Genomic DNA, 19298 nt, shown 5'->3' with positions numbered 1-19298 from the left:
CTTACACCTGGAAAAACAGAACTCGCCCGCTTCGCGGGCTTCAAACAGGCTGTTTTTCTATTTCAGCTGTAAGGGCTGCTTGCTGATCGCAACTATTTTACAAGGGGCGTTTTTGCTTTTTCTACGTAGCCTTTGCCACTGCGCTGAACGGCTACGAAAAAAGTAGCTTTAAAAAATTCATTTTTTACCAGTGTCAGGAACAGATACACAGTATTTGCTCTTCAGACCTGCCCCTCAACTGTTTTTCTATTGCAGTGGTAACGGTTATTTTCTGATCGCAACTATTTTACAAGGGGCGCTTTTGTTTTCCTTCCCTAGTCTTACCTTATGCTAAGAAAACTAGATTGTATACAGGCGCTTTTTTAGGTATAACCCACGTCCTTGGATGGGGATTGAATGGATAAAATGTTGATTAGCGTGTTATGTTTTCGTACAGTTTTGTTTTTCCGATGCTTTATCCAGTTTTTCTATAATATCGCTTTTAATACTTTTTCTTAAATTAATCTGATTATCATCTATTTCATCAATAGATACACCTATATCATCATCAGCTATAATTAGATCTGGTTCGTATAATATTGGCTTATCTATAAGTTCTGCGTAGTCTCGCGCATACTGACCTGTCACATCTTTTAGGCAGACATTTGCCCCGGATTTTATTAAAAGGTTAGCCATATCATGAAATTGATTAATGTTATTAATATTTCTTTCACGTGTTAGAAAATCTAAGGCAAACATTAGGGCTGTTTTACACTCACTCACTTGTACATCTAGATCTGCTCCTTGTTTTATTAGGTGTTTAAGAATTTCATTGTTTGCTTCCTTTTTTGGGGATTGTACTACTGCTTCAATCAATAGGGTGCCATTTAACTCATTTTTTGCATTTACATTTAGTTTACACTCCTCAAGCCAATGGTCTAACCTTTCTATTGACCAATGATGTGATTCAATGTCTTGCAAGATATCACGAGTTAAGACCATACGATCTTCTTCTTTTATTTGATTATCATGTTCTTTTTTATAAGTGGTAGTACTTGTAGTAGTCGCACTAGTGGTAGCAGTCCTACTCGAATCGGTCGATGAAGGATTAGGATATGGTGCTTTTACTGTTACGGGGCCGTCAGGTGCCGCTGTAGTACTTGTAGTAGTCGTAATATTTGTGATCAGATCAGTGGAGACTTCATTACCATATTTGTCTGTGCCATTTTCTATTTTAATTGCATCATGAATCTGTTGCTCTTTCTCTGTTTCAGGAGTTATGTTTTTTATCGTATTATTCGGGTAGTCTGGGCTTAATGGTGGAAAGGTAGTTAGACTTCCATTATGAGGACCCATTGCATTTGACTGATCTGGAATAAAGAAGCTAAGCGGATACGTTACCCCAAAAACAAGCCATACACCGCCGAGTATCGTTAAAAATTTACCTAATACGTTCATTCTATTCCACGTTCTCATTGAACGCGAATAGTATCCACTATCATGCCTCCTATCCTCTAATATAGATAGTCCACTTATACCTAGTGCTTTTCTTGTATTTACACAAGCAGATAGAGTATTTAAAATTAATAATCCAGCCAGTAGGCCTGCTCTGTAACGTATATACGTTTTCATACTATTGATATTTAATAAATTTTATATAATGACCACCTAGCAGAATGGGTTCAATGAACAGGCCATATGCTATTCATGTTGCTTCTTATTTGCGTAATAATAAGGTAAAAACCTTCAACTAGGCTTCGTAATCGAAAAAAGAATTTGCTTAACCTGTAAGGAATTATTAAGAAAAAATAAATACAATTGCAAATAAATATCAGTAGTAGTTTAGACCATGAGGTCAAATTAAGAGCTGTATTTTATTGATTATGATCTATAATAGAATAGTATATTTTTCAGAAATCCTTCAACGAGCTAAAGTTAAAATCCGACCCAGTAGATTATATAGTCGGGATAAGGTCAATAAGCCCAGGTGCCATCATTTTTTTAGAAAAATTTGTTAGTCAATCGATTCTTTAAGTTCACGCCATTGACTGAATGAATACTTATTCTGGAAGAAACCCACCCGTTTGCCTCTTCCACAATTTTGCAAAATGACCTTTTTTAGCTAAAAGTTCTGCTATTGTTCCATCTTCGATGATCATTTGTTTATCAAAAACTAAAATTCGATCCATATAACTGATGGTGGATAAACGGTGTGCAACAACCAGGGTAGTAGCATCCTTGATCACACTTTTTAAATTTTTTTGAATAAATTTTTCCGTAATAGAATCTAAGGCAGCAGTAGCTTCATCCATAATTAGAATAGGGGCATTTTTTAAAATAGCACGTGCAATAGCAATACGTTGTCGTTGCCCTCCAGAAAGCTTTACCCCACGTTCTCCAACCATGGCGTGAAAGCCTTTGTCTAATGCTTCTATAAAATCAATGCAATGGGCCAATCTGGCGGCTTCTACTACTTCTGCTTCTCTTGCATCTAAACGACCATATTGAATATTTTCAAAAATGGTCCGGTGAAAAAGCAGCGGATCCTGTGGAATGATCGCAATTTGTTCACGTAAAGATGGTTGAGTTACTTGTGAAATATCTTGATCATCAATCAATATTTTTCCACTATTGAGGTTATAGAGCCGCAATATCAAATGCACAAAGGTCGTTTTACCTGAACCAGAGAGACCAACCAAACCAATTTTTTCGCCTCCTTTAATTTCAACAGAAATTTGGTTAAACATATGTGCCTTCGGCTCATAATGGAAAGTAACCCTATCCAAACAAATGGTGCCTTCCTTAACAACTAGTGGAGTGGCATGGGGGTGATCTTTGATTTCGTGTGGTACACTTAAAAGAGAAAGTGCTGCTTTAGAAACGCCTACTTCTTTGGCAATCTGGTTGATATGAAAAGAGCTATGCCAAACCAATCCAATTAGATTTAAAAAGGTCATGGTAATAAGCGAGCAATCTCCTATGCTAATCCAGTTGTGATTCCATCCATAAACCAAAGTCACAAATGTCACTACAAGAAAAATCAAAGTAAGCAACCCTTTCAAAAAAGATGCTTTTTCGATGGTACAAGAAGCATTTTCAGATTTTTTTATTTCATCGCTTTGGTAGCTATTTAGATATTTTAGTTCGTAGGCGGTGCGGGCAAATAAACGCACGGCTAACATACAACCCAAGCTATCCACTATTTGGCCATCTAATTCAGAGATAGCCTCTGCATGTATTTTGGCAGTTTGATTGATCTTACCCATATATAGGATAGTTAATCCAATAAAAATCGCTACAAAAACAAATAAGATTACACCGAAAACAGCGCTTGCATGAACAACCAGTCCCAATGAAAGGCAAAAAGTAAGCATAGTGCAGAAAAAATTACCTATTATAATATCTAAAATATGCTCACATGCACGAGGGAGTTCTGCTATTTTATTGGCTAGTCCACCTGTAAAATGTTCAGAAAAATAGCTATGCGATTGACCCTGTGTATAGGCAAGAACACTTTCTCGAATATGCTTGCGAAATTTAGGCCAAACATAGATAGATACAACCCCATAAACCCTGCAGGCAATTTCCATCACCAAGAAAGAGGTCAATAAACCGATTAAAGGAAAAGCCAGTGCTCGAAAAGGAGCATCTATACCTGGTTTAAGTTCTACGAGTTTGTTGATTAACAGCTTGACAAAATAAGGTGATAAGGATTCATTCAGTGGCCAAAATACTAAGGTAAAAAACATAAAGCCGAAACCCACAGATTGTCGTTTTACAAAATAAAAAATGAAAGAAAAGAGGGTTTTAGGTAAAGCCTTGATTTCCTTAGACATGGTAGTGGGCATATTGTTTTTTGTTTGGTAGCAAACAAAAGGAATTTCTATACTTTTTTGTTGATAAACAAATAGAGTTTACGGAAAAATAAAATATCGTTAAAAACGATTATAGAAACAAGATAAGTCTATTACTTATATGTCACCATCTTTAGCGTGTGAGACCTACCTATTTAGATGAATCATACAATATTCAACATGATTTCTTGTAAAGAAAGAAAAAAAATATTAAATTTAGATCCGTTTGCTACGGATGCCTGTTTTTAATACAACTATTCAAAAGTATCTTCCATGAAGCCTCTACAAAGGATACTATATGTTGCAAGTGAAATAGCTCCTTTTTTGGAGACCTCTCTTGTAGCAAATTGTGTACGTAAATTACCTGAAGCCATGCAAAGCAGACAGATTGACGTACGGATTATGGTGCCTAAGTTTGGTACGATTAATGACCGTATGAATAGGTTGCATGAAGTGCTGCGTTTGTCAGGCTCTATTGTCTCTATAAATGATGTAGATCATTCCATTTCTATAAAAGTAAGTACCATACCTAGTACACGATTACAAGTTTATTTTGTAGATAACAATGATTTATTTGGCAGTAGGAGATCAGTTTTTGAGGATCAAAATAATAATTTTTATGAGGATAATGACCTGCGTATGATTTTTTTCTGCACAGGTGTAATGGAAACGCTCAAAAAATTAGAATGGGAAGCGGATATTGTACATTGTCATGATTGGATAACTAGTCTTGTACCTATCTTTTGGAAAAAACTTTATCAACATCACCCTCTTTTTAGAAAAGCCAAACTAGTTTTTACTATCTATAATAATAGCTTCTCTCATCAATTTCCTTATCTAGCGGAAAAACTAGCAAAAGTAGGTGTTGCAGAGGAAGATGCATTATGGTTAACGCCTGGTGGTTTTCGCAACATCATTCAACTAGCTATGCACTATTCTGATTTAGTATTACGTGGAGAAACGCTTAATGCAGTTGAGTTTGAAGATTTATTTAAGGAAAAAGAGCTTCCTTGGGTGGAAAACGATGAGCAGTATAACGAAGGCTATTTTTCAGTTTACAAAAACTTAATTAAGCAATAGGATACCCCTTAAGCCATAAGGAGGTATTACTTAATATATCACAAGCAGCTATCCTATCTATATATAGCTTATACCATAGTTTTCCAATTATTGCTATGGCTCAGTTACTTATCTATCGTGCTTCTGCTGGCTCTGGTAAAACCCATATGTTGGTAACACGTTATATTCAATGGGCTTTACGCTATCCAGATGCTTTTAAACATATCTTAGCGGTAACCTTTACCAATCGTGCTACCCAGGAGATGAAACAGCGGATTTTAGCCTGTTTTTATAGCCTCTCTATGGGCCAAGAAACGGCTTTACAAAAAACGCTATGCCAAGCTGGGTGGTCCCTCTCACAACTACAGCTGCGCAGCAAAGCAATATTATCCAGAATGGTATATCATTATGGTGATTTTTCAGTTACTACAATCGATAGTTTTTTCCATAAGATTATTCAATCCTTTACTAAGTCGCTCGGTTTACCCCACCATTTTGCTATTGAAATGGATGAACTACTTGCTTTAAAAGAAAGCATAGAAGAGCTACTTACTTTAGATGACCCCTTGCTTCAAAAATGGATCGCAGACTTTGCACTGACCAAACTATTGGCTGGCCAAACCTGGCATGTTAAAAGCAATATTCAAGAACTTGGTAAAGCGCTTTTTAATGAATCCTTTAAACTACATGAAAAAGCATTATTAACTGCTTTTCAGGAGAAAGAGAGATGGTCGCATTTGGTATTAGTTATACAAGAAAGTGTGCGTTCCTTTGAGGCAAAGATGCAAAAAATAGGTCAAAATGCCTTAACAATACTTAAGCAAGCAAAGCTGTCTCCATCAGATTTTACCTATGGTACCAAAGGGGTAATAGGTTATTTTTTCAAACTAGCTAACAAAAAAGATTATAAGCCAACCAAACGCGCCATTATAGGAAGAGATAATCTAAAAAGTTGGTATGCTAAGCAAAAAACCAGTAGAACAGCCGACATAGCTAGGGTAGTGGAGCGGTTGCTTCACCCTTTGCTCGTGGAGGCCATTGATGGCTATGAACAGGAGGGCTTAGCTTATAGAACAGCTATTGTGAATGGCCGTTTTAGCTATGCCTTTGGCATGGTAGGTGCCTTACTCATAGGATTAGAACGGTATAGGTTGAAAAACAATGTGCTATTTATGTCAGATATAGCCACTTTGCTCTATCAAGCTATTCAGGGCAGTGATATCCCTTTATTATATGAAAAAATAGGCTATCAATTTCATCATTTTCTCATAGATGAATTTCAAGATCTTTCTCTTTTTCAATGGATGAATATCAAACCATTATTACGCAATAGTTTAGCACAAGGCTATAGTAGTTTGTTAGTAGGAGATGTCAAGCAAGCTATTTACCGTTGGCGTGGAAGCAATTGGAAACTCTTGAATCATGAAGTAGAAGCAACTTTTAAAGAAAGCAGGCTGCATCATTTAACCACCAATCAGCGTAGCCAAGAAGCTATTGTATTATTTAATAATCATTTGTTTAAAACAGCTGCTAACCATTTGGTAGATTATCTTGAAAAAAGATCAACCGATCAGCCTATTGATCCATTAGTCCATGAATGGGCCCAAATGAGACGAGCCTATATTGATGTAGTACAACAAACGAATGGTCAAAAAGGAGGCTATGTAGCACTTTGGTTCTTTCGATCTGACCAAACAGATACAGCTGGTCAACCTATTGTTTGGCAAATACATGCCCAAAAAGCCTTTATAACTTTGTTAGAACAGTTGCAAAAAGAGGGTATTCCAGCAAAAGATATCGTTGTATTGATTCGTAATAATAGTGAAGCAAATTTGATAACCAGTTTATTTACTACCAATGCTACCCCTAGTTCTTATCAGGTACAATCCGACCATGCTCATACTTTATGGAGCCATATAGCCATAAAGGTATTGATACATACATTGTATTATCTTCATGATGAAGATGATCTAATTAATAAGATCGCTTGGGTAGAGGTCTATTCCCATTGTATAGATAACCATGCAGCTATTGGCCATCATGATAGATTTTATCAAGCAGTAGCTTGGTCTAACCACCTTGAAAAGTTATTTCCTGCATCCTTTTGGCTCCAGAAAGATTTTTTAAAAAATGTATCTGTTTATACATGTGTGCAGCTGCTGATTACCTGCTTATTTAAAAACTTGGATCAATTTAGTGATCTCTTCTCTTTGTTTCAGAGTATTGTTTTACATTTTTGTCTTACAGAATCTACTTCTATAGAAGCCTTTTTAGCCTGGTGGGAAAAAAGAGGTCGATCCATCAAGCTACCGGTAAGTCATGATGACGATACGATTAAAGTAATGACCATCCATCAATCTAAGGGGCTAGCATTTAAAATAGTGATTATGCCTTTTTGTAGCTGGCGTTTGGATCATCCGTCACGTAATGGACCTATATTATGGTCTGTAAACCATCAGAAAAATTCTGATTTTCCTATATGGCCCATAAGCTATGGGGCAGATTTAAAGGAAACGAATTATGCCAAAGACTACTGTTTAGAACAAATGCAAATACATTTAGACAACTTAAATTTACTGTATGTAGCTTTTACAAGAGCAGAATCGCAGCTTTATGTTATGGCACCTCTTCCTGAGAAAATGGACGGTATGGTTACCATTGCTGATTTGATTTATCAATCCTTGATAACAGACAAAATAGATCAGCTATTTGGTTACGCAGGGTCAGTAGCTGTTAAAATGGAAGACAGTGATGTGGGCACTAATCTTTTTTTTGGATAATATATGGAACAAGCTACCTATTTGTCAGCTTCCTTGCCGGATTTCCATCTTCTATGTGACCAAAGCCAAAGCGCTGGATTGAGTAGAATATTGGCTTCTAGCCTTCTGGTATAGCTTTCTGCAATTGATTCAGGTGATAATTGCGTAGGTGTTTTTGTAAGTAATATAGGTCTTGCTATATAGCTTCCCCGTTTGATACGATCTATTGCTATGTAAAATATAGGTTGATTGCATGTTTGAGCCAGCTTAGCAGCTGTTAAGGCAACCTTGGTCGCTTGGTTTAAAAAGATAGTAGCATGGGTATTCTGCTTATGGAATGGTACTTGGTCTATTAATAGTGTGGTAGCCTGCGGTGGCCCCTTATAGCTTCTTATATACCTGAATAAGGCAGCCATTGGCATAGCTTTCCGTTGGAAACGGCTTCTTATATGGCGTACCATCTGATCTATTTCTTTATCATGTAAAGGTTGATAGCCTGCACATAGGGTATAGGGGGTCTGTAAGGCAAGGGCATTGGCAATCCATTCCCAATTCCCAAAGTGGCCAGAAACCAGTATAATAGATTGGCCTTCCTGGTAGCATCTTTCTAGTGGTTCTATATCTTTCAGGGAAACCCTTTCTAAAAGCAGCTCATGCGTTATGGTTAACGCCTTTATATGTTCCAATAGGAGATCAGATAGGTGTTGGTAAAAGGCTTTTTTTATTTGCTTGCACTCCTGCTTTGTTTTGTTAGGAAAAGAATGAGTTAAATTTTGCTGTACTATTTTTTTTCTGTATCCTATTATGTAGTATATAACTATATACAATACCCTTGAGATAAGGTATAATGGTCGAAGTGGTAATAAAGAAATAAGATAACATAAGCGGTATAGCATGGGCTATTCTACTCTTTCTAAAAAAGTCGTTATTCTTTTAGCACTCTTATCTCTACCCAATAAGGCTATAATTTCTATAAGATCTGGACCAGCTATTCCGCCTGTAAGTGCCATACGCAACAAGGGCATCATACCAGGAATAGACCATTCTTTTAATAATGTTTTAATCTGATCTGTTTGCCATTCTGGTAAAGTAGCTAATCCTTTTCTAAAAGCAACTATTGCTTCTTTGGTTCCACTATTCCATCTTTTCTCAATGAGTTCCCTATCATAATCAACAGGGTCAAAAAAGAAAAATCTGCCTTCTTTCCAAAAATCTTTAGGAAAGGTAATTCTATCCTGTACAAGGTTACAAATCGGAATAGCCTCTTGCTGGCTACAAGCTACATGTTCTTTAGCTGCTTCTGTTATAAAGTAGCTGGCCCAAATAGTTGCTCCTTGCTTTTTGATATGTTGTTGGTTAAACCATTTAGCTTTAGCAATATCAAACTTAACCCCTGATTTGCCCAGGCGTTCTAGAGAAAAAGCTTCTATTAAATCTTGTTTGCTAAATATTTCTTGGTTAGTGCCTGGATTCCATCCAAGTAAAGCCAAGAAGTTCAACAACGCTTCTGGCAAATAGCCTGCTTCTCTAAAAGCATTTTCAACTGTAAGGTCTGGACCCTTCCAAGCGATAGGGAATGCCGGGAATCCATATTGATCTGCGTGGCGCTTGCTTAACTTTCCGCTGCCATTCGGGGCTAATAAGAGTGGCAGATGGATAAATTGCGGCATCTCATCAGCCCAACCTAAGTAACGGTATAACAATATATGAATGGGGGTGGAAGGGAGCCACTCTTCTCCACGGATCACATGGGTAATCTTCATTAGATGATCATCCACTACACTAGCAAAGTGGTAGGTAGGCAAACCGTCTGATTTCATTAAGACTTTATCGTCTAAGACAGAAGTATCTACTTTGACCCAGCCACGTACACCATCCTGAAAGCGTATTAACATTTTATGGGGCATTTTTAGCCGAATCACATAGGGTATTCCGGCTGCTATCCATTCTTGCACCTGTTCTAGCGGCATTGTAAGGCCATTGCGCATCCATTCACGACTTATAGCATTGTATTGTGGGTTGGCAATTTTAGCTGCTTTAAGCCGTTCTCGCATTGCTTCGATCTCTGCTGGTGTGTCAAATGCATAATAGGCATGTCCAGCATCTAACAAGAATTGGATATAGGTTTGATAGATCCCAATCCGTTCAGATTGTTTATAGGGACCTAAAGAACCTCCTTGTTCAGGTCCTTCATCTGGCACAATCCCTAGCCAGCGTAAGCTTTCTAAGATGTAAGCTTCTGCACTAGGTACCAAACGCTTTTGGTCCGTATCCTCAATACGTAGTATAAAACGCCCTCCTTCTTTTTGGGCTAAAAGATAGTTATAAAGAATAGTTCTAACACTGCCAATATGTAATGCCCCAGTTGGACTGGGAGCAAAGCGTACATGTACGGCCATATATTTTTATATAAAAAAGAATTTATGGTATCTTTTCACCATATTGGTAAAAAATCAAGCCCTGGGTAAAAAGCTTATATCTTGGCCAGAACCGTAATCCCTCCTTTTACTTTGTCACCTACTACTACTTTAATATTGGCATCTATTGGCAGATAAACCTCTGCTCTTGAGCCAAATTTAATAAAGCCACATTTTTCACCTTGCTGTACCTCTTCACCTTCTTTAAAATAAAACTTAATCCTACGGGCCATCAAACCTGCTATTTGTCTAAAAAGAATTTGTTGGCCATTTTCATTTTCAATTACGATGGAGGTTCTTTCATTATGGCTACTAGACTTGGGATGAAAAGCAACCAAGTGCTTACCTGGATGGTATTTAAAAAAGACAATTCTGCCAGACATAGGAAACCTATTAACGTGTACATTGAACGGAGACATAAATATACTGATTTTGATCCGCTCTTCCTGTAAATATTCGCCTTCATATGTTTTCTGAATACTGAGGATTTTACCATCTGCTGGGCCTAATATATATTGATCTTGCGTATGGATAATACGGTATGGGTCTCTAAAAAAATAGATCAGCCAAAAATATAAGGCACCACTAACTACTGCAAATCCTATGGATTGATGGTAAGTCAATGCTACTTTTTTATGCATACCATAATAAATAAGCAATAGAACAATAGGCGTACATAGTAAAATATCTTTTCCTTCTTTATGTATTTTCATTGTGGTCTAGACCTTTGCTCGTTTTGATTTTTTATGTAAAAAGTAAAGTTATTTTTATAAATGCAACTACTGCAGGAATGGTGAGCAATAAGCTATCGACTCTATCTAATAGTCCTCCATGTCCTGGAATGATTTCACTGGTGTTTTTTACATCTACACTTCTTTTAAGCAACGAGGCAACTAAATCTCCATAGGTACCTGTAAAAATAGTGATCAAAGAGATCCAGAGCCATTGGTACAATGGTAAAATAGCAAAAAAATAAGCCATCGCATAACCAGCCATAATGGCAAATAAAGCACCTCCGAAAAAACCTTCCCATGTTTTTTGAGGAGAGATCCGTTTGAAAAGTTTAGATCTGCCTATGGCAGAACCTACTAGATAAGCACCCGTATCTTGGCTCCAAACAATGGTCAGTAGGCCCAGTATTAGCTCTTTGGAATAGCTGCCTTTAAAAAAGGCTAGGTAATGCAGCATGGCAAAAGGAACAGCAATATACAAAATGCCTAAAAAGGTAGCTGCGATATCTAAAAAGGGGTTAGAAGGTTTGCGGTTATATAGTGGGGTCATATAGACTAAAATAGCTAGTGGCATAGAGATATAGCCTAATAGGGGTGAGCTATTATCATAAAGGCAGTAGTGAAAGGCTATAGTATAAAAAAGCAGGCCTAAAAAAATTCCGTAACCACGCATCGGAGTAACATTTGCTTGTTTAAGCAGTTTATAAAACTCTAGCATAGCCAGCATGACTACATAAAAAAAGAGCAAAAAATAAGTCCAAGAAGACCAAAAAATGGAAAAAATAATAACGGGTGTAAAGAGTACAATCGAACAAAAACGCTGTACAAAATTGTTTTGCTTTTTCAACATAGGTGTAGCCTCTATTTTAATAGATGATGCAGCAGTTGCATCTATGCTTATTCCAACCGATTGGTTATAAGTCTTACAATGATATAAAATTTCATAAGAGTAACAAAATAGGGTGATCTACTCCTTTATTGCCACAAAGAATCTGGTAGTTACATAGCTGCTGGCTCGACCATTGGCTCAAATAGGTTAGCTGTTTGGCCCTTTGGTTGGTTGGATCTACCAAACAATCGCTGTTTGAGTTGTTTAAACTCCAGTAAAGTAAATAGCGGTTCCAATTTGGTTCTACTGGGCCCTTGATAATGACACTTTTCCAAGTCTAATGTGATGGGTACGTCGGTTCGAATCGTGGCTAGTTCTTTAGAAAGAATGCCTTGCTCAGCATATTGGATTAGGTTAGTTTTTAATCTACCGGTTAGATGATCGCTATGTGCCAATAAGTTTTCAAGACTATCAAATTCTTTTATAAGCTTTCGTGCTGTTTTTTTGCCAATAGAGGGAATACCTGGAATAAAATCAGAGGGATCTCCTTCTAATGCCAAGATATCTTTTACTTGTTCTGGTCTAGCGATCTCCCATTGGGCTAAGATCTCTTTTTTACCAATTATGCTAGCTTTTTGGCCCTGACTACTAGGTTTATAGAGATAGATAACGTCCGTTACCATTTGGGCTAAGTCTTTGTCTGTAGACATGATATAAGTAGTACAGCCCATTGCAGCTCCTTTATGCGCTAATGTGCCTAGTAGGTCATCAGCTTCATAACCTTTACAGCTTACAGATAAAATACCAAATCCATCTAGAATGGATTGAATATAAGGAATGGCTATAGAGATTGCTTCTGGTTGTGCGGGGCGGTGGGACTTATAATTAGTAAATAGTTCGTGTCGAAAAGTTTTTTCTTTGCTATCAAAGGCAACAATGATATGGGTAGGTTTTTCTTTTTGCAATACTTCTAATAGTGTATTGACAAAGCCCAGTATGGCCCCTGTTTCAATTCCCTCTGCAGTAGTAGTGTGTACCTTACTAAGAGCAAAATGAGCTCTGTAGATCAGTGACATACCATCTAATAAAAAAAGCTTTTTGAGCGTGTCTACCATTTTTGTCTTTTTTTGGAGTGAATATGCCGTAATGTTTTATGATATCGTATCAACTCCTAAAGTTGATATGGCCTCTATAATACCTGCCACCATGTCTATGATTTGGCTTGATATGGCATCCCATTATAGAACATTTACTACTGATTGGGATGCGTATGCCGATCCCGACTTGAAAGATTATACCACTTATATAATGACTTACAGAAACTAGATCATCAGGAGTACGTGGGTCACTATGTTCCAGAATCTCATTGTATAAGGATAAACCATAGGCCAAGCGAATGCTCCAATGCCAACTATAAAAAAAAGGTTTTTCTAATGTAGTACCCAAGTCAAAAGTGCGGGGGTAGCATAGATAGTACTTTGTACCCAATTCAGAGAACGTATAGATAGAGGGTGTCCAAGTACCATCTACTAATAAGGTATAATGGCTAGTTTCAGTTATTTTAAAACCCAAGCGAAGCAAAGGTGTCCAAGTAAAGTAATAAGGACGTGTAGGTATATAGTTTGTTAGATACGCTTGCTGATCTGGTTTATTACCGAGTTGGCTATTGTTGACCCATTGGCCTATCATCTTTTTAAGAAAAGAACATCTTATACCTGCACCCGCGCCAATCCGTAACCGGAAGAGTTCCGTAGAGAGCAACAGCTGTGTAGCAAGTGTTAGGCCCTTTCCAGTGAACCCAAAGATGTTTTTAGGGTCATAGCTATTTTGCTGTAGATGATCTGAGTCACTATGCTTATCCTTGTTAAAGTAAATAGAAGGCCCATGATGCCAACGTATATAATAACATTGTATGATAGGTTCATCTGTTATATCATTAACTGTCATTTCACCGTCTTGTTTACCAGGGTACATACGACTGACATGGACTTTATAATTATCTTGTTTAATATAAAAGGCGCTATCCAGTTGAATAAAGTTGAAAAAAGAATACTTTGAAGCATGCAATGAAACCAATGGAACAAGCCATAGAAAATAGAAAGATAAATTAGTAAAGCACTTCAATGGAAAAATATGGTTATTTTTTGTATTTGCTACTAGCAGTATAAACTATATGATTGGAGTTTTAAAATTAGATTTTTTTACCTTTATTTCCTAATTTGGTTCATGCAATAGCCTGGTTGCTAGATTTACGTCAAGATTTGACCATCTGATCTATATTCAAAATTACCAGTAGAGGAGCCTGTCGCAGGTAATCTAATCTAAAAGCTATTATGCGTTATTATATTATTGCAGGAGAGCACTCCGGGGATGTGCATGGGGCTGATTTGATTAGACAAATCAAAAGAATAGATTACCAGGCTACTTTTTGGGCTTGTGGAGGGCTGGCTATGTCAAAAGCCATGGGGAGGCCTTGTAACGTAGATGGTTCAAAAATGGGTTATATCGGGATAGATTTTTTAAAAAAATGGTATGCCTTATGGAAAGTATTACAATTTTGCCAAAAAAGTTTAATAGGCTATCAACCAGATCTAGTCATCTTAATTGACTATAGTGGGTTTAATATGCGCATAGCAGCATTTGCTAAGCGAAATGGCTTTCCCGTAGATTACTATATACCACCCAAGATCTGGGCCCATGGTTCAAGAAGAATCGAACAAATCAAGCGTAATGTAGATAGAGTATGGTCCATTTTGCCCTTTGAAGTAGCCTATTATCAGGCTAAGGGCTACTGTACAATTCATTATGTTGGCCATCCGCTTGTTCAAAAAGTGTCTGACCATCGCATCAATCCTGATTTTATAACAGAAAATAAACTCGATAACCGCCCTATTATAGCACTATTGCCTGGTAGTAGATGGGATGAAATTCGGCGCTTGTTGCCCCTAATGGTTGCCCAGGCAGATGGTTTTAAAGGCTATCAGCTGGTAGTAGCTGGCTTAAGTCATCTCCCAAAGTGTGCGTATAAGGGGGTATGTAGTGCTCAGGTTAAATTAGTTTATGACCAAACCTACGACCTAATGGCGGTTGCCAAAGCAGGTATCGTTGCTTCTGGAACAGCTAGTTTAGAAGCTGCTTTGTTTAATTTGCCCCAAATAGTCGTTTATAAGCTTCATCCGCTGGCTTACTTTTTTTATAAAAGAATGGTCACAATACAGTATATCTCTTTGGTCAATCTTTTGGTAGATGAATTGGTTGTTCCAGAATTAATTCAATATCAATTGACTAGTTACAATCTTTATCTCCATTTGACCACTCTTTTATCAGACAGTGGTAGCATCAAGCAACAAGCAGCCTATCAAGTGGTTCGCGAATTATTAGGTAAAGAGCATGCTGCTGCTGCAGTAGCAAAAAGTATGTATAATGATAGAAAAAAAATGGGGTAGAATCATGGCCATAGATTATGGGTTAAAGCGCGTAGGCATTGCTGTAACTGATCCTTTACAAATCATTGCCACCCCATTAACCACGATACCGACCACTACTTTATTTCTTTTTTTAAAGGAGTATTTGCAAAAAGAAAGTGTAGTGAGTTTTGTAATGGGGCTGCCTAAAGGTTTGGACGGGGGGCCTTCTAAGATGAGTAGGGTAGTGGAGGCAATTGGCTTGGAAGTAAAAAAGACATTTCCAGGGCAAAGTTTTTATTACCAAGATGAGCGGTTTACTTCTAAGTTGGCAATGCAGGGGCTCTATCAAGCTGGCTATTCCAAAAAGGATAGAGTCGATAAAGGCAATATCGATCAGGTAAGTGCAGCGATTATCTTACAATCTTTTTTGGTATCTGGTTATGGAAGTGGTCAATAAGCTATTTGCAGCTTACTTGCAACAACTGCTTAATAAATTGGATTAAATCGATTAAAATAACCTCAGTATAAATGACCATTTCACCATGGTCTACAAATAAACGAGGATCTATGGCTACTAAGTTACTAGCATGGATGATCCCTTTATACATCCTTCGTTTTATTTGTATGGGATTAGGTGCTATGATAGATAGCTGGCTATAGGGTGGATGTTTTGCATCTATTGCAACTTCCTTATGTAACCAATCTTGCCTGCCTAACTGACTAGCTAATGGAATTAAAGTGTCGTGTTTACCTTCTTTTTTACCAGTAATAAATAGCGCATAGGCATCATTTAATAGCTCTATGGCTCTCTTCTGTTCGGCTATTTGAATATGCATATTAAATAGCTCAGAAAAATCATTTTCGTAGGTGGCGATCAATAAACAAGGTATTTTCTGGTTTTTTTGCAAAAAGTTATATGCATTTTTGGTACATGGGCTATTGGGTAATAGATCTTTTAATCCATCTAAAGGTATCCATCCTGGACGTGCCACTATCCGCATCCATCTCTGGAGCGTCATACTCCATTTGATCCTAGATAAGGGATAATCAATAAGCTGTAATCCTTTTTTTGCATCCGATATAAAGTCTTGCACATCCTTGCTACTGCGTTCTAAGAAAGGTGTGCCCATTAAAGGGGCGTTAAGGGTAATGATGCCTAGGATATTAAGTTGATTGTTATAGGATTGAGCTAAGGTACAGGCTAGTAGACCTCCTTGACTATAACCAATGATAATGAGTGGAAAAGAGCTAGGTTCTTTTCCATACTCGATTAATGTAACGGCTATATACTTACCTATATCTTCTGCTTGTTGATCTATTGATCGTATCACAGATTTTAGCCGGACTCTGCAGGTTGGTTGAATGATTAGAACCGACTTGCCAAATGCGTTTTGGAGTCTTTCTGCAATCGGCTTTAGCTCATTGGCATGACCATATAAACCATGTAAAAGCAAAGCTGCAAAAGTAGGTTGTTGGCCTAAAATAGCTTTATACATTTGAAAATAGCACTTCTCCTTTGTTATAACCAATAAGAATAGGCCGATCTTTAGTAACCCGTCCAGCTAGCAATTCTTTAGACAATGCATTGAGTATAATCCGTTGCATAAAGCGTTTGAGTGGTCTTGCGCCAAACTCCAAGCTATAACCTTCTTTGGCTAGGTAATCTATAAGCTCCTCATCCATCTGAATGACTATACCATTCTTGGCTAGATCTGCTTTAAGTTTTCTTACCTGAATAGCTACAATATCTTTAATAACTCTTTTAGAGAGTGGATTAAACATAATAATTTCGTCTATCCTATTTAAGAATTCTGGTCGCATCTGTTTTTGGAGCAATTGTACAACTGCTTCTTTGGTTTCTGCCAATATCTCTTTATTAGGCAGATCTTGGTTACCAGCTAATTGGCTTTGAATAAGATGGGCACCCATATTACTGGTCATGATAATAATCGTATTTCTGAAATTGGCTGTTCTACCTTTATTATCGGTTAGCCTACCATCATCCAATACTTGCAATAAAATATTAAAAACATCTGGATGTGCTTTTTCTATTTCATCTAATAAAACCACTGAATAGGGCTTTCGACGAACTGCTTCTGTAAGCTGCCCTCCTTCATCATAGCCTATGTAGCCAGGTGGTGCACCAATCAGTCGACTGACTGAATGTTTTTCTTGATATTCAGACATATCTATTCGAATCATAGCCTGTTCGTCATTGAATAAAAATGTAGCCAATGCTTTGGCTAGTTCAGTTTTACCTACCCCAGTGGTACCTAAAAAAATAAAAGAACCAATCGGTTTACGAGGATCTTGTAATTCCGCTCGACTTCTGCGTACGGCATCAGCCATCGCCTGAATAGCTTCTGCTTGGCCTGCCACGCGCTCAGAGAGTATATCTTCTAACTGTAGTAATTTTTCTTGTTCATCTTGAAGCATTCTGGCCACAGGAATACCCGTACGGTGGGCCACAATTTCAGCAATATCTTCTTTGGTAACTTCTTCTTTAAAAAATGGACTAGCCTCACGTAATGCTTCTACTTGCTCTTCGAATGCTTTCAGTTTTTTTTCTGCTTCTGCCAGCCTGCCATATCTAATTTCTGCCACTTTACCATAGTCAAAATTGCGTTCTGCTTCTTGAGCTTCTAGGTGCAACTGTTCGATTTTTTGCTTCTGTATACCAATGCCCTCAATAATCGATTTATCGTGCTCCCATTTTGCTTTTAGATTATTTTTTTGTTCAGTTAGGTCGGCAATGGTTTTAGATAATTCTTCAAGTTTTGTGGGATCATTTTCTCTTCGAATAGCTTCCCTTTCGATTTCTAATCGAGTAATTTTGCGTTGTATTTGGTCTAAATCTACAGGCATGGTATCTAAGCCAATACGCTTCTTGGCACCTGCTTCATCTATTAAGTCTATCGCTTTATCAGGTAAACGAAGTTCTGGGATATAGCGATAAGAGAGTGTTACAGCAGCTATCACTGCATCACGCAAAATACGAACATTATGGTAAGCCTCATATTTTCCCTTTATGCCTTCTAAAATAGAAATAGAATCAGCTTGGGTTGGTTCGTCTACCATAACCACTTGAAACCTTCTTTCTAATGCTTTATCTTTTTCTATGTACTTTTGGTATTCCTTGAGTGTAGTAGCACCAATAGCATGCAGTTCGCCACGTGCAAGGGCTGGTTTGAGTAAATTGGCTGCATCCATAGCCCCTTCACCAGAAGCACCTGCTCCAATAAGCATGTGAATTTCATCAATAAAAAGAATAAATTCCCCATTAGAATCAACCACTTCTTTGATAACGGCTTTAAGTCGCTCTTCAAACTCACCTTTGTATTTGGCACCAGCAATTAAAAGTCCCAAATCTAGCGCAAAAATTAGCTTAGACTTGATGTTTTCAGGCACATCCCCTGCTACAATTCTTTGGGCTAGCCCTTCTATGATAGCTGTTTTGCCTACACCAGGCTCCCCAATTAACAGCGGATTATTTTTAGTTCTACGGGAAATAATTTGCAGGGTTCTTCGAGATTCCTCATCCCGTCCAATAACCGGATCTATTTTTCCCTCTTTAACCAGCTGATTGAGATTTTTTGCGTAACGCGCTAGTGACTGATATTTAGACTCTGCCGTAGGATCTGAGACTTTATGGCTACCACGTAATCCGTGAATGGCCTGTAACAAAGGCTGTTCTGTTATGCCATGGGTTTTCATCAAGGCTGCCGTCTTGTCTTGGCCAGCACACAGGCTTAACAGCAAATGTTCTACTGCAATAAACTCATCACCTAATTTTTTTTGGTAGCTTGCCGCTTGTCGTAAGCTAACCTCCATATGGGGTGATAAATAAGGCTGCTGTCCAGAGGCTTTCGGATAGCTTTGAATGAGTTGATCTAATGTTTGCTTTAAAGGCTCTAGAGGTACCTGTAGTTGTTGGGTAAGAAAGGTAACGTGTGCTTCATTACTACTTAGAATGGCCTTGAGTAAGTGGCCTGTTTCGATAGTAAGTTGTTGGTTGTCTTGGGCAATCTCTATAGCGCCTTGTAGGGCCTCTTGTGCTTTAATGGTATAGTTTTTAAAGTCCATAATGCTAGGGGGTTGATCATTACTTTACTGCTACTTGGTAAATATAATACTTTTGTCCTTCTATTGTAAGGAACTTTGATAACAATAGCCGTCTTGCAAAACCTATCCATGGCGTTATAGCCATCTAATGATTTGTATTATTTAGATTTTATGCTTAAACACCTGAGTTCTGGATTAGAA

The 19298-nt window shown here is 37.7% G+C and carries 14 protein-coding genes; 4 read left to right on the top strand and 10 right to left on the bottom strand.

The window, feature by feature from the left end; genetic code table 11:
* Positions 1–420: 420 nt before the first annotated feature.
* The gene (locus MUW74_RS01415; protein WP_243518863.1) at positions 421–1611 is read right to left on the bottom strand and encodes an ankyrin repeat domain-containing protein; all 1191 of its coding nucleotides are present in this window, start codon (positions 1609–1611) and stop codon (positions 421–423) included.
* A 428-nt stretch (positions 1612–2039) separates the two neighbouring features.
* The gene (locus MUW74_RS01410; RefSeq protein ID WP_243518860.1) at positions 2040–3827 is read right to left on the bottom strand and encodes an ABC transporter ATP-binding protein; all 1788 of its coding nucleotides are present in this window, start codon (positions 3825–3827) and stop codon (positions 2040–2042) included.
* 279 nt (positions 3828–4106) lie between these two features.
* Here MUW74_RS01410 and MUW74_RS01405 point away from each other — a divergent pair, with 279 nt between their 5' ends.
* On the top strand, positions 4107–4913 hold the full coding sequence (locus tag MUW74_RS01405) for a glycogen/starch synthase (protein WP_243018516.1): 807 nt from the start codon (positions 4107–4109) through the stop codon (positions 4911–4913).
* Between the two features lie 95 nt (positions 4914–5008).
* Positions 5009–7672 carry an exodeoxyribonuclease V subunit beta gene (locus tag MUW74_RS01400; protein WP_243518856.1) on the top strand — a complete coding sequence of 888 codons (2664 nt, stop codon included), beginning with the start codon at positions 5009–5011 and terminating at the stop codon, positions 7670–7672.
* 17 nt (positions 7673–7689) lie between these two features.
* On the opposite strand, the gene MUW74_RS01395 is transcribed toward MUW74_RS01400, so the two are convergent.
* From MUW74_RS01395 to MUW74_RS01370, 6 genes are all read right to left on the bottom strand, one after another.
* A complete protein-coding gene (locus MUW74_RS01395; protein WP_262915511.1) occupies positions 7690–8547 on the bottom strand; it encodes a lysophospholipid acyltransferase family protein in 858 nt (285 codons plus the stop codon).
* 3 nt (positions 8548–8550) lie between these two features.
* Positions 8551–10050, bottom strand: a complete 1500-nt coding sequence (gene gltX / locus MUW74_RS01390) for a glutamate--tRNA ligase (RefSeq protein WP_243518851.1) — start codon at positions 10048–10050, stop codon at positions 8551–8553.
* 74 nt (positions 10051–10124) lie between these two features.
* The gene (locus tag MUW74_RS01385; protein ID WP_243518848.1) at positions 10125–10781 is read right to left on the bottom strand and encodes a phosphatidylserine decarboxylase family protein; all 657 of its coding nucleotides are present in this window, start codon (positions 10779–10781) and stop codon (positions 10125–10127) included.
* A gap of 31 nt (positions 10782–10812) precedes the next feature.
* On the bottom strand, positions 10813–11649 hold the full coding sequence (locus MUW74_RS01380) for a phosphatidate cytidylyltransferase (protein ID WP_243518845.1): 837 nt from the start codon (positions 11647–11649) through the stop codon (positions 10813–10815).
* Between the two features lie 149 nt (positions 11650–11798).
* Positions 11799–12743, bottom strand: coding sequence for a 5'-3' exonuclease H3TH domain-containing protein (locus tag MUW74_RS01375; protein ID WP_243518842.1), 945 nt, complete (start codon positions 12741–12743; stop codon positions 11799–11801).
* A gap of 49 nt (positions 12744–12792) precedes the next feature.
* Complete coding sequence (locus MUW74_RS01370) at positions 12793–13695, bottom strand: hypothetical protein (RefSeq protein WP_243518838.1); 903 nt, start codon at positions 13693–13695, stop codon at positions 12793–12795.
* A gap of 266 nt (positions 13696–13961) precedes the next feature.
* On the opposite strand from MUW74_RS01370, the gene lpxB reads away from it, so the two are divergent.
* Both lpxB and ruvX read left to right on the top strand, forming a co-directional pair.
* Positions 13962–15074, top strand: coding sequence for a lipid-A-disaccharide synthase (gene lpxB / locus MUW74_RS01365; protein WP_243518835.1), 1113 nt, complete (start codon positions 13962–13964; stop codon positions 15072–15074).
* Positions 15052–15492: a Holliday junction resolvase RuvX gene (gene ruvX, locus MUW74_RS01360; protein WP_243518832.1), complete on the top strand. Its 441-nt coding sequence runs from the start codon at positions 15052–15054 to the stop codon at positions 15490–15492. Before lpxB ends, ruvX begins: the two co-directional genes overlap by 23 nt.
* Position 15493: 1 nt before the next feature.
* Here the strand turns inward: ruvX and MUW74_RS01355 are convergent, their stop codons facing one another.
* Together MUW74_RS01355 and MUW74_RS01350 are read right to left on the bottom strand one after the other, a co-directional pair.
* The gene (locus MUW74_RS01355) at positions 15494–16531 is read right to left on the bottom strand and encodes a triacylglycerol lipase (protein ID WP_243518829.1); all 1038 of its coding nucleotides are present in this window, start codon (positions 16529–16531) and stop codon (positions 15494–15496) included.
* A complete protein-coding gene (locus MUW74_RS01350; RefSeq protein ID WP_243518826.1) occupies positions 16524–19118 on the bottom strand; it encodes an ATP-dependent Clp protease ATP-binding subunit in 2595 nt (864 codons plus the stop codon). Before MUW74_RS01350 ends, MUW74_RS01355 begins: the two co-directional genes overlap by 8 nt.
* Between the last annotated feature and the right edge of the window lie 180 nt (positions 19119–19298).

This window comes from Candidatus Cardinium sp. cBcalN2 (assembly GCF_022810445.1).
GTDB lineage: Bacteria > Bacteroidota > Bacteroidia > Cytophagales > Amoebophilaceae > Cardinium.
This window is presented reverse-complemented; position numbering and strand designations above follow the sequence as displayed.

Coding starts and splice junctions, on each gene's coding strand:
- MUW74_RS01355 (WP_243518829.1), bottom strand. CDS start 16,531: ATGTATAAAGCTATTTTAGGCCAACAACCTACTTTTGCAGCTTTGCTT.
- MUW74_RS01410 (WP_243518860.1), bottom strand. CDS start 3,827: ATGCCCACTACCATGTCTAAGGAAATCAAGGCTTTACCTAAAACCCTC.
- lpxB (WP_243518835.1), top strand. CDS start 13,962: ATGCGTTATTATATTATTGCAGGAGAGCACTCCGGGGATGTGCATGGG.
- MUW74_RS01375 (WP_243518842.1), bottom strand. CDS start 12,743: ATGGTAGACACGCTCAAAAAGCTTTTTTTATTAGATGGTATGTCACTG.
- gltX (WP_243518851.1), bottom strand. CDS start 10,050: ATGGCCGTACATGTACGCTTTGCTCCCAGTCCAACTGGGGCATTACAT.
- MUW74_RS01405 (WP_243018516.1), top strand. CDS start 4,107: ATGAAGCCTCTACAAAGGATACTATATGTTGCAAGTGAAATAGCTCCT.
- MUW74_RS01400 (WP_243518856.1), top strand. CDS start 5,009: ATGGCTCAGTTACTTATCTATCGTGCTTCTGCTGGCTCTGGTAAAACC.
- ruvX (WP_243518832.1), top strand. CDS start 15,052: ATGATAGAAAAAAAATGGGGTAGAATCATGGCCATAGATTATGGGTTA.
- MUW74_RS01395 (WP_262915511.1), bottom strand. CDS start 8,547: ATGCTATACCGCTTATGTTATCTTATTTCTTTATTACCACTTCGACCA.
- MUW74_RS01380 (WP_243518845.1), bottom strand. CDS start 11,649: ATGTTGAAAAAGCAAAACAATTTTGTACAGCGTTTTTGTTCGATTGTA.
- MUW74_RS01350 (WP_243518826.1), bottom strand. CDS start 19,118: ATGGACTTTAAAAACTATACCATTAAAGCACAAGAGGCCCTACAAGGC.
- MUW74_RS01415 (WP_243518863.1), bottom strand. CDS start 1,611: ATGAAAACGTATATACGTTACAGAGCAGGCCTACTGGCTGGATTATTA.
- MUW74_RS01385 (WP_243518848.1), bottom strand. CDS start 10,781: ATGAAAATACATAAAGAAGGAAAAGATATTTTACTATGTACGCCTATT.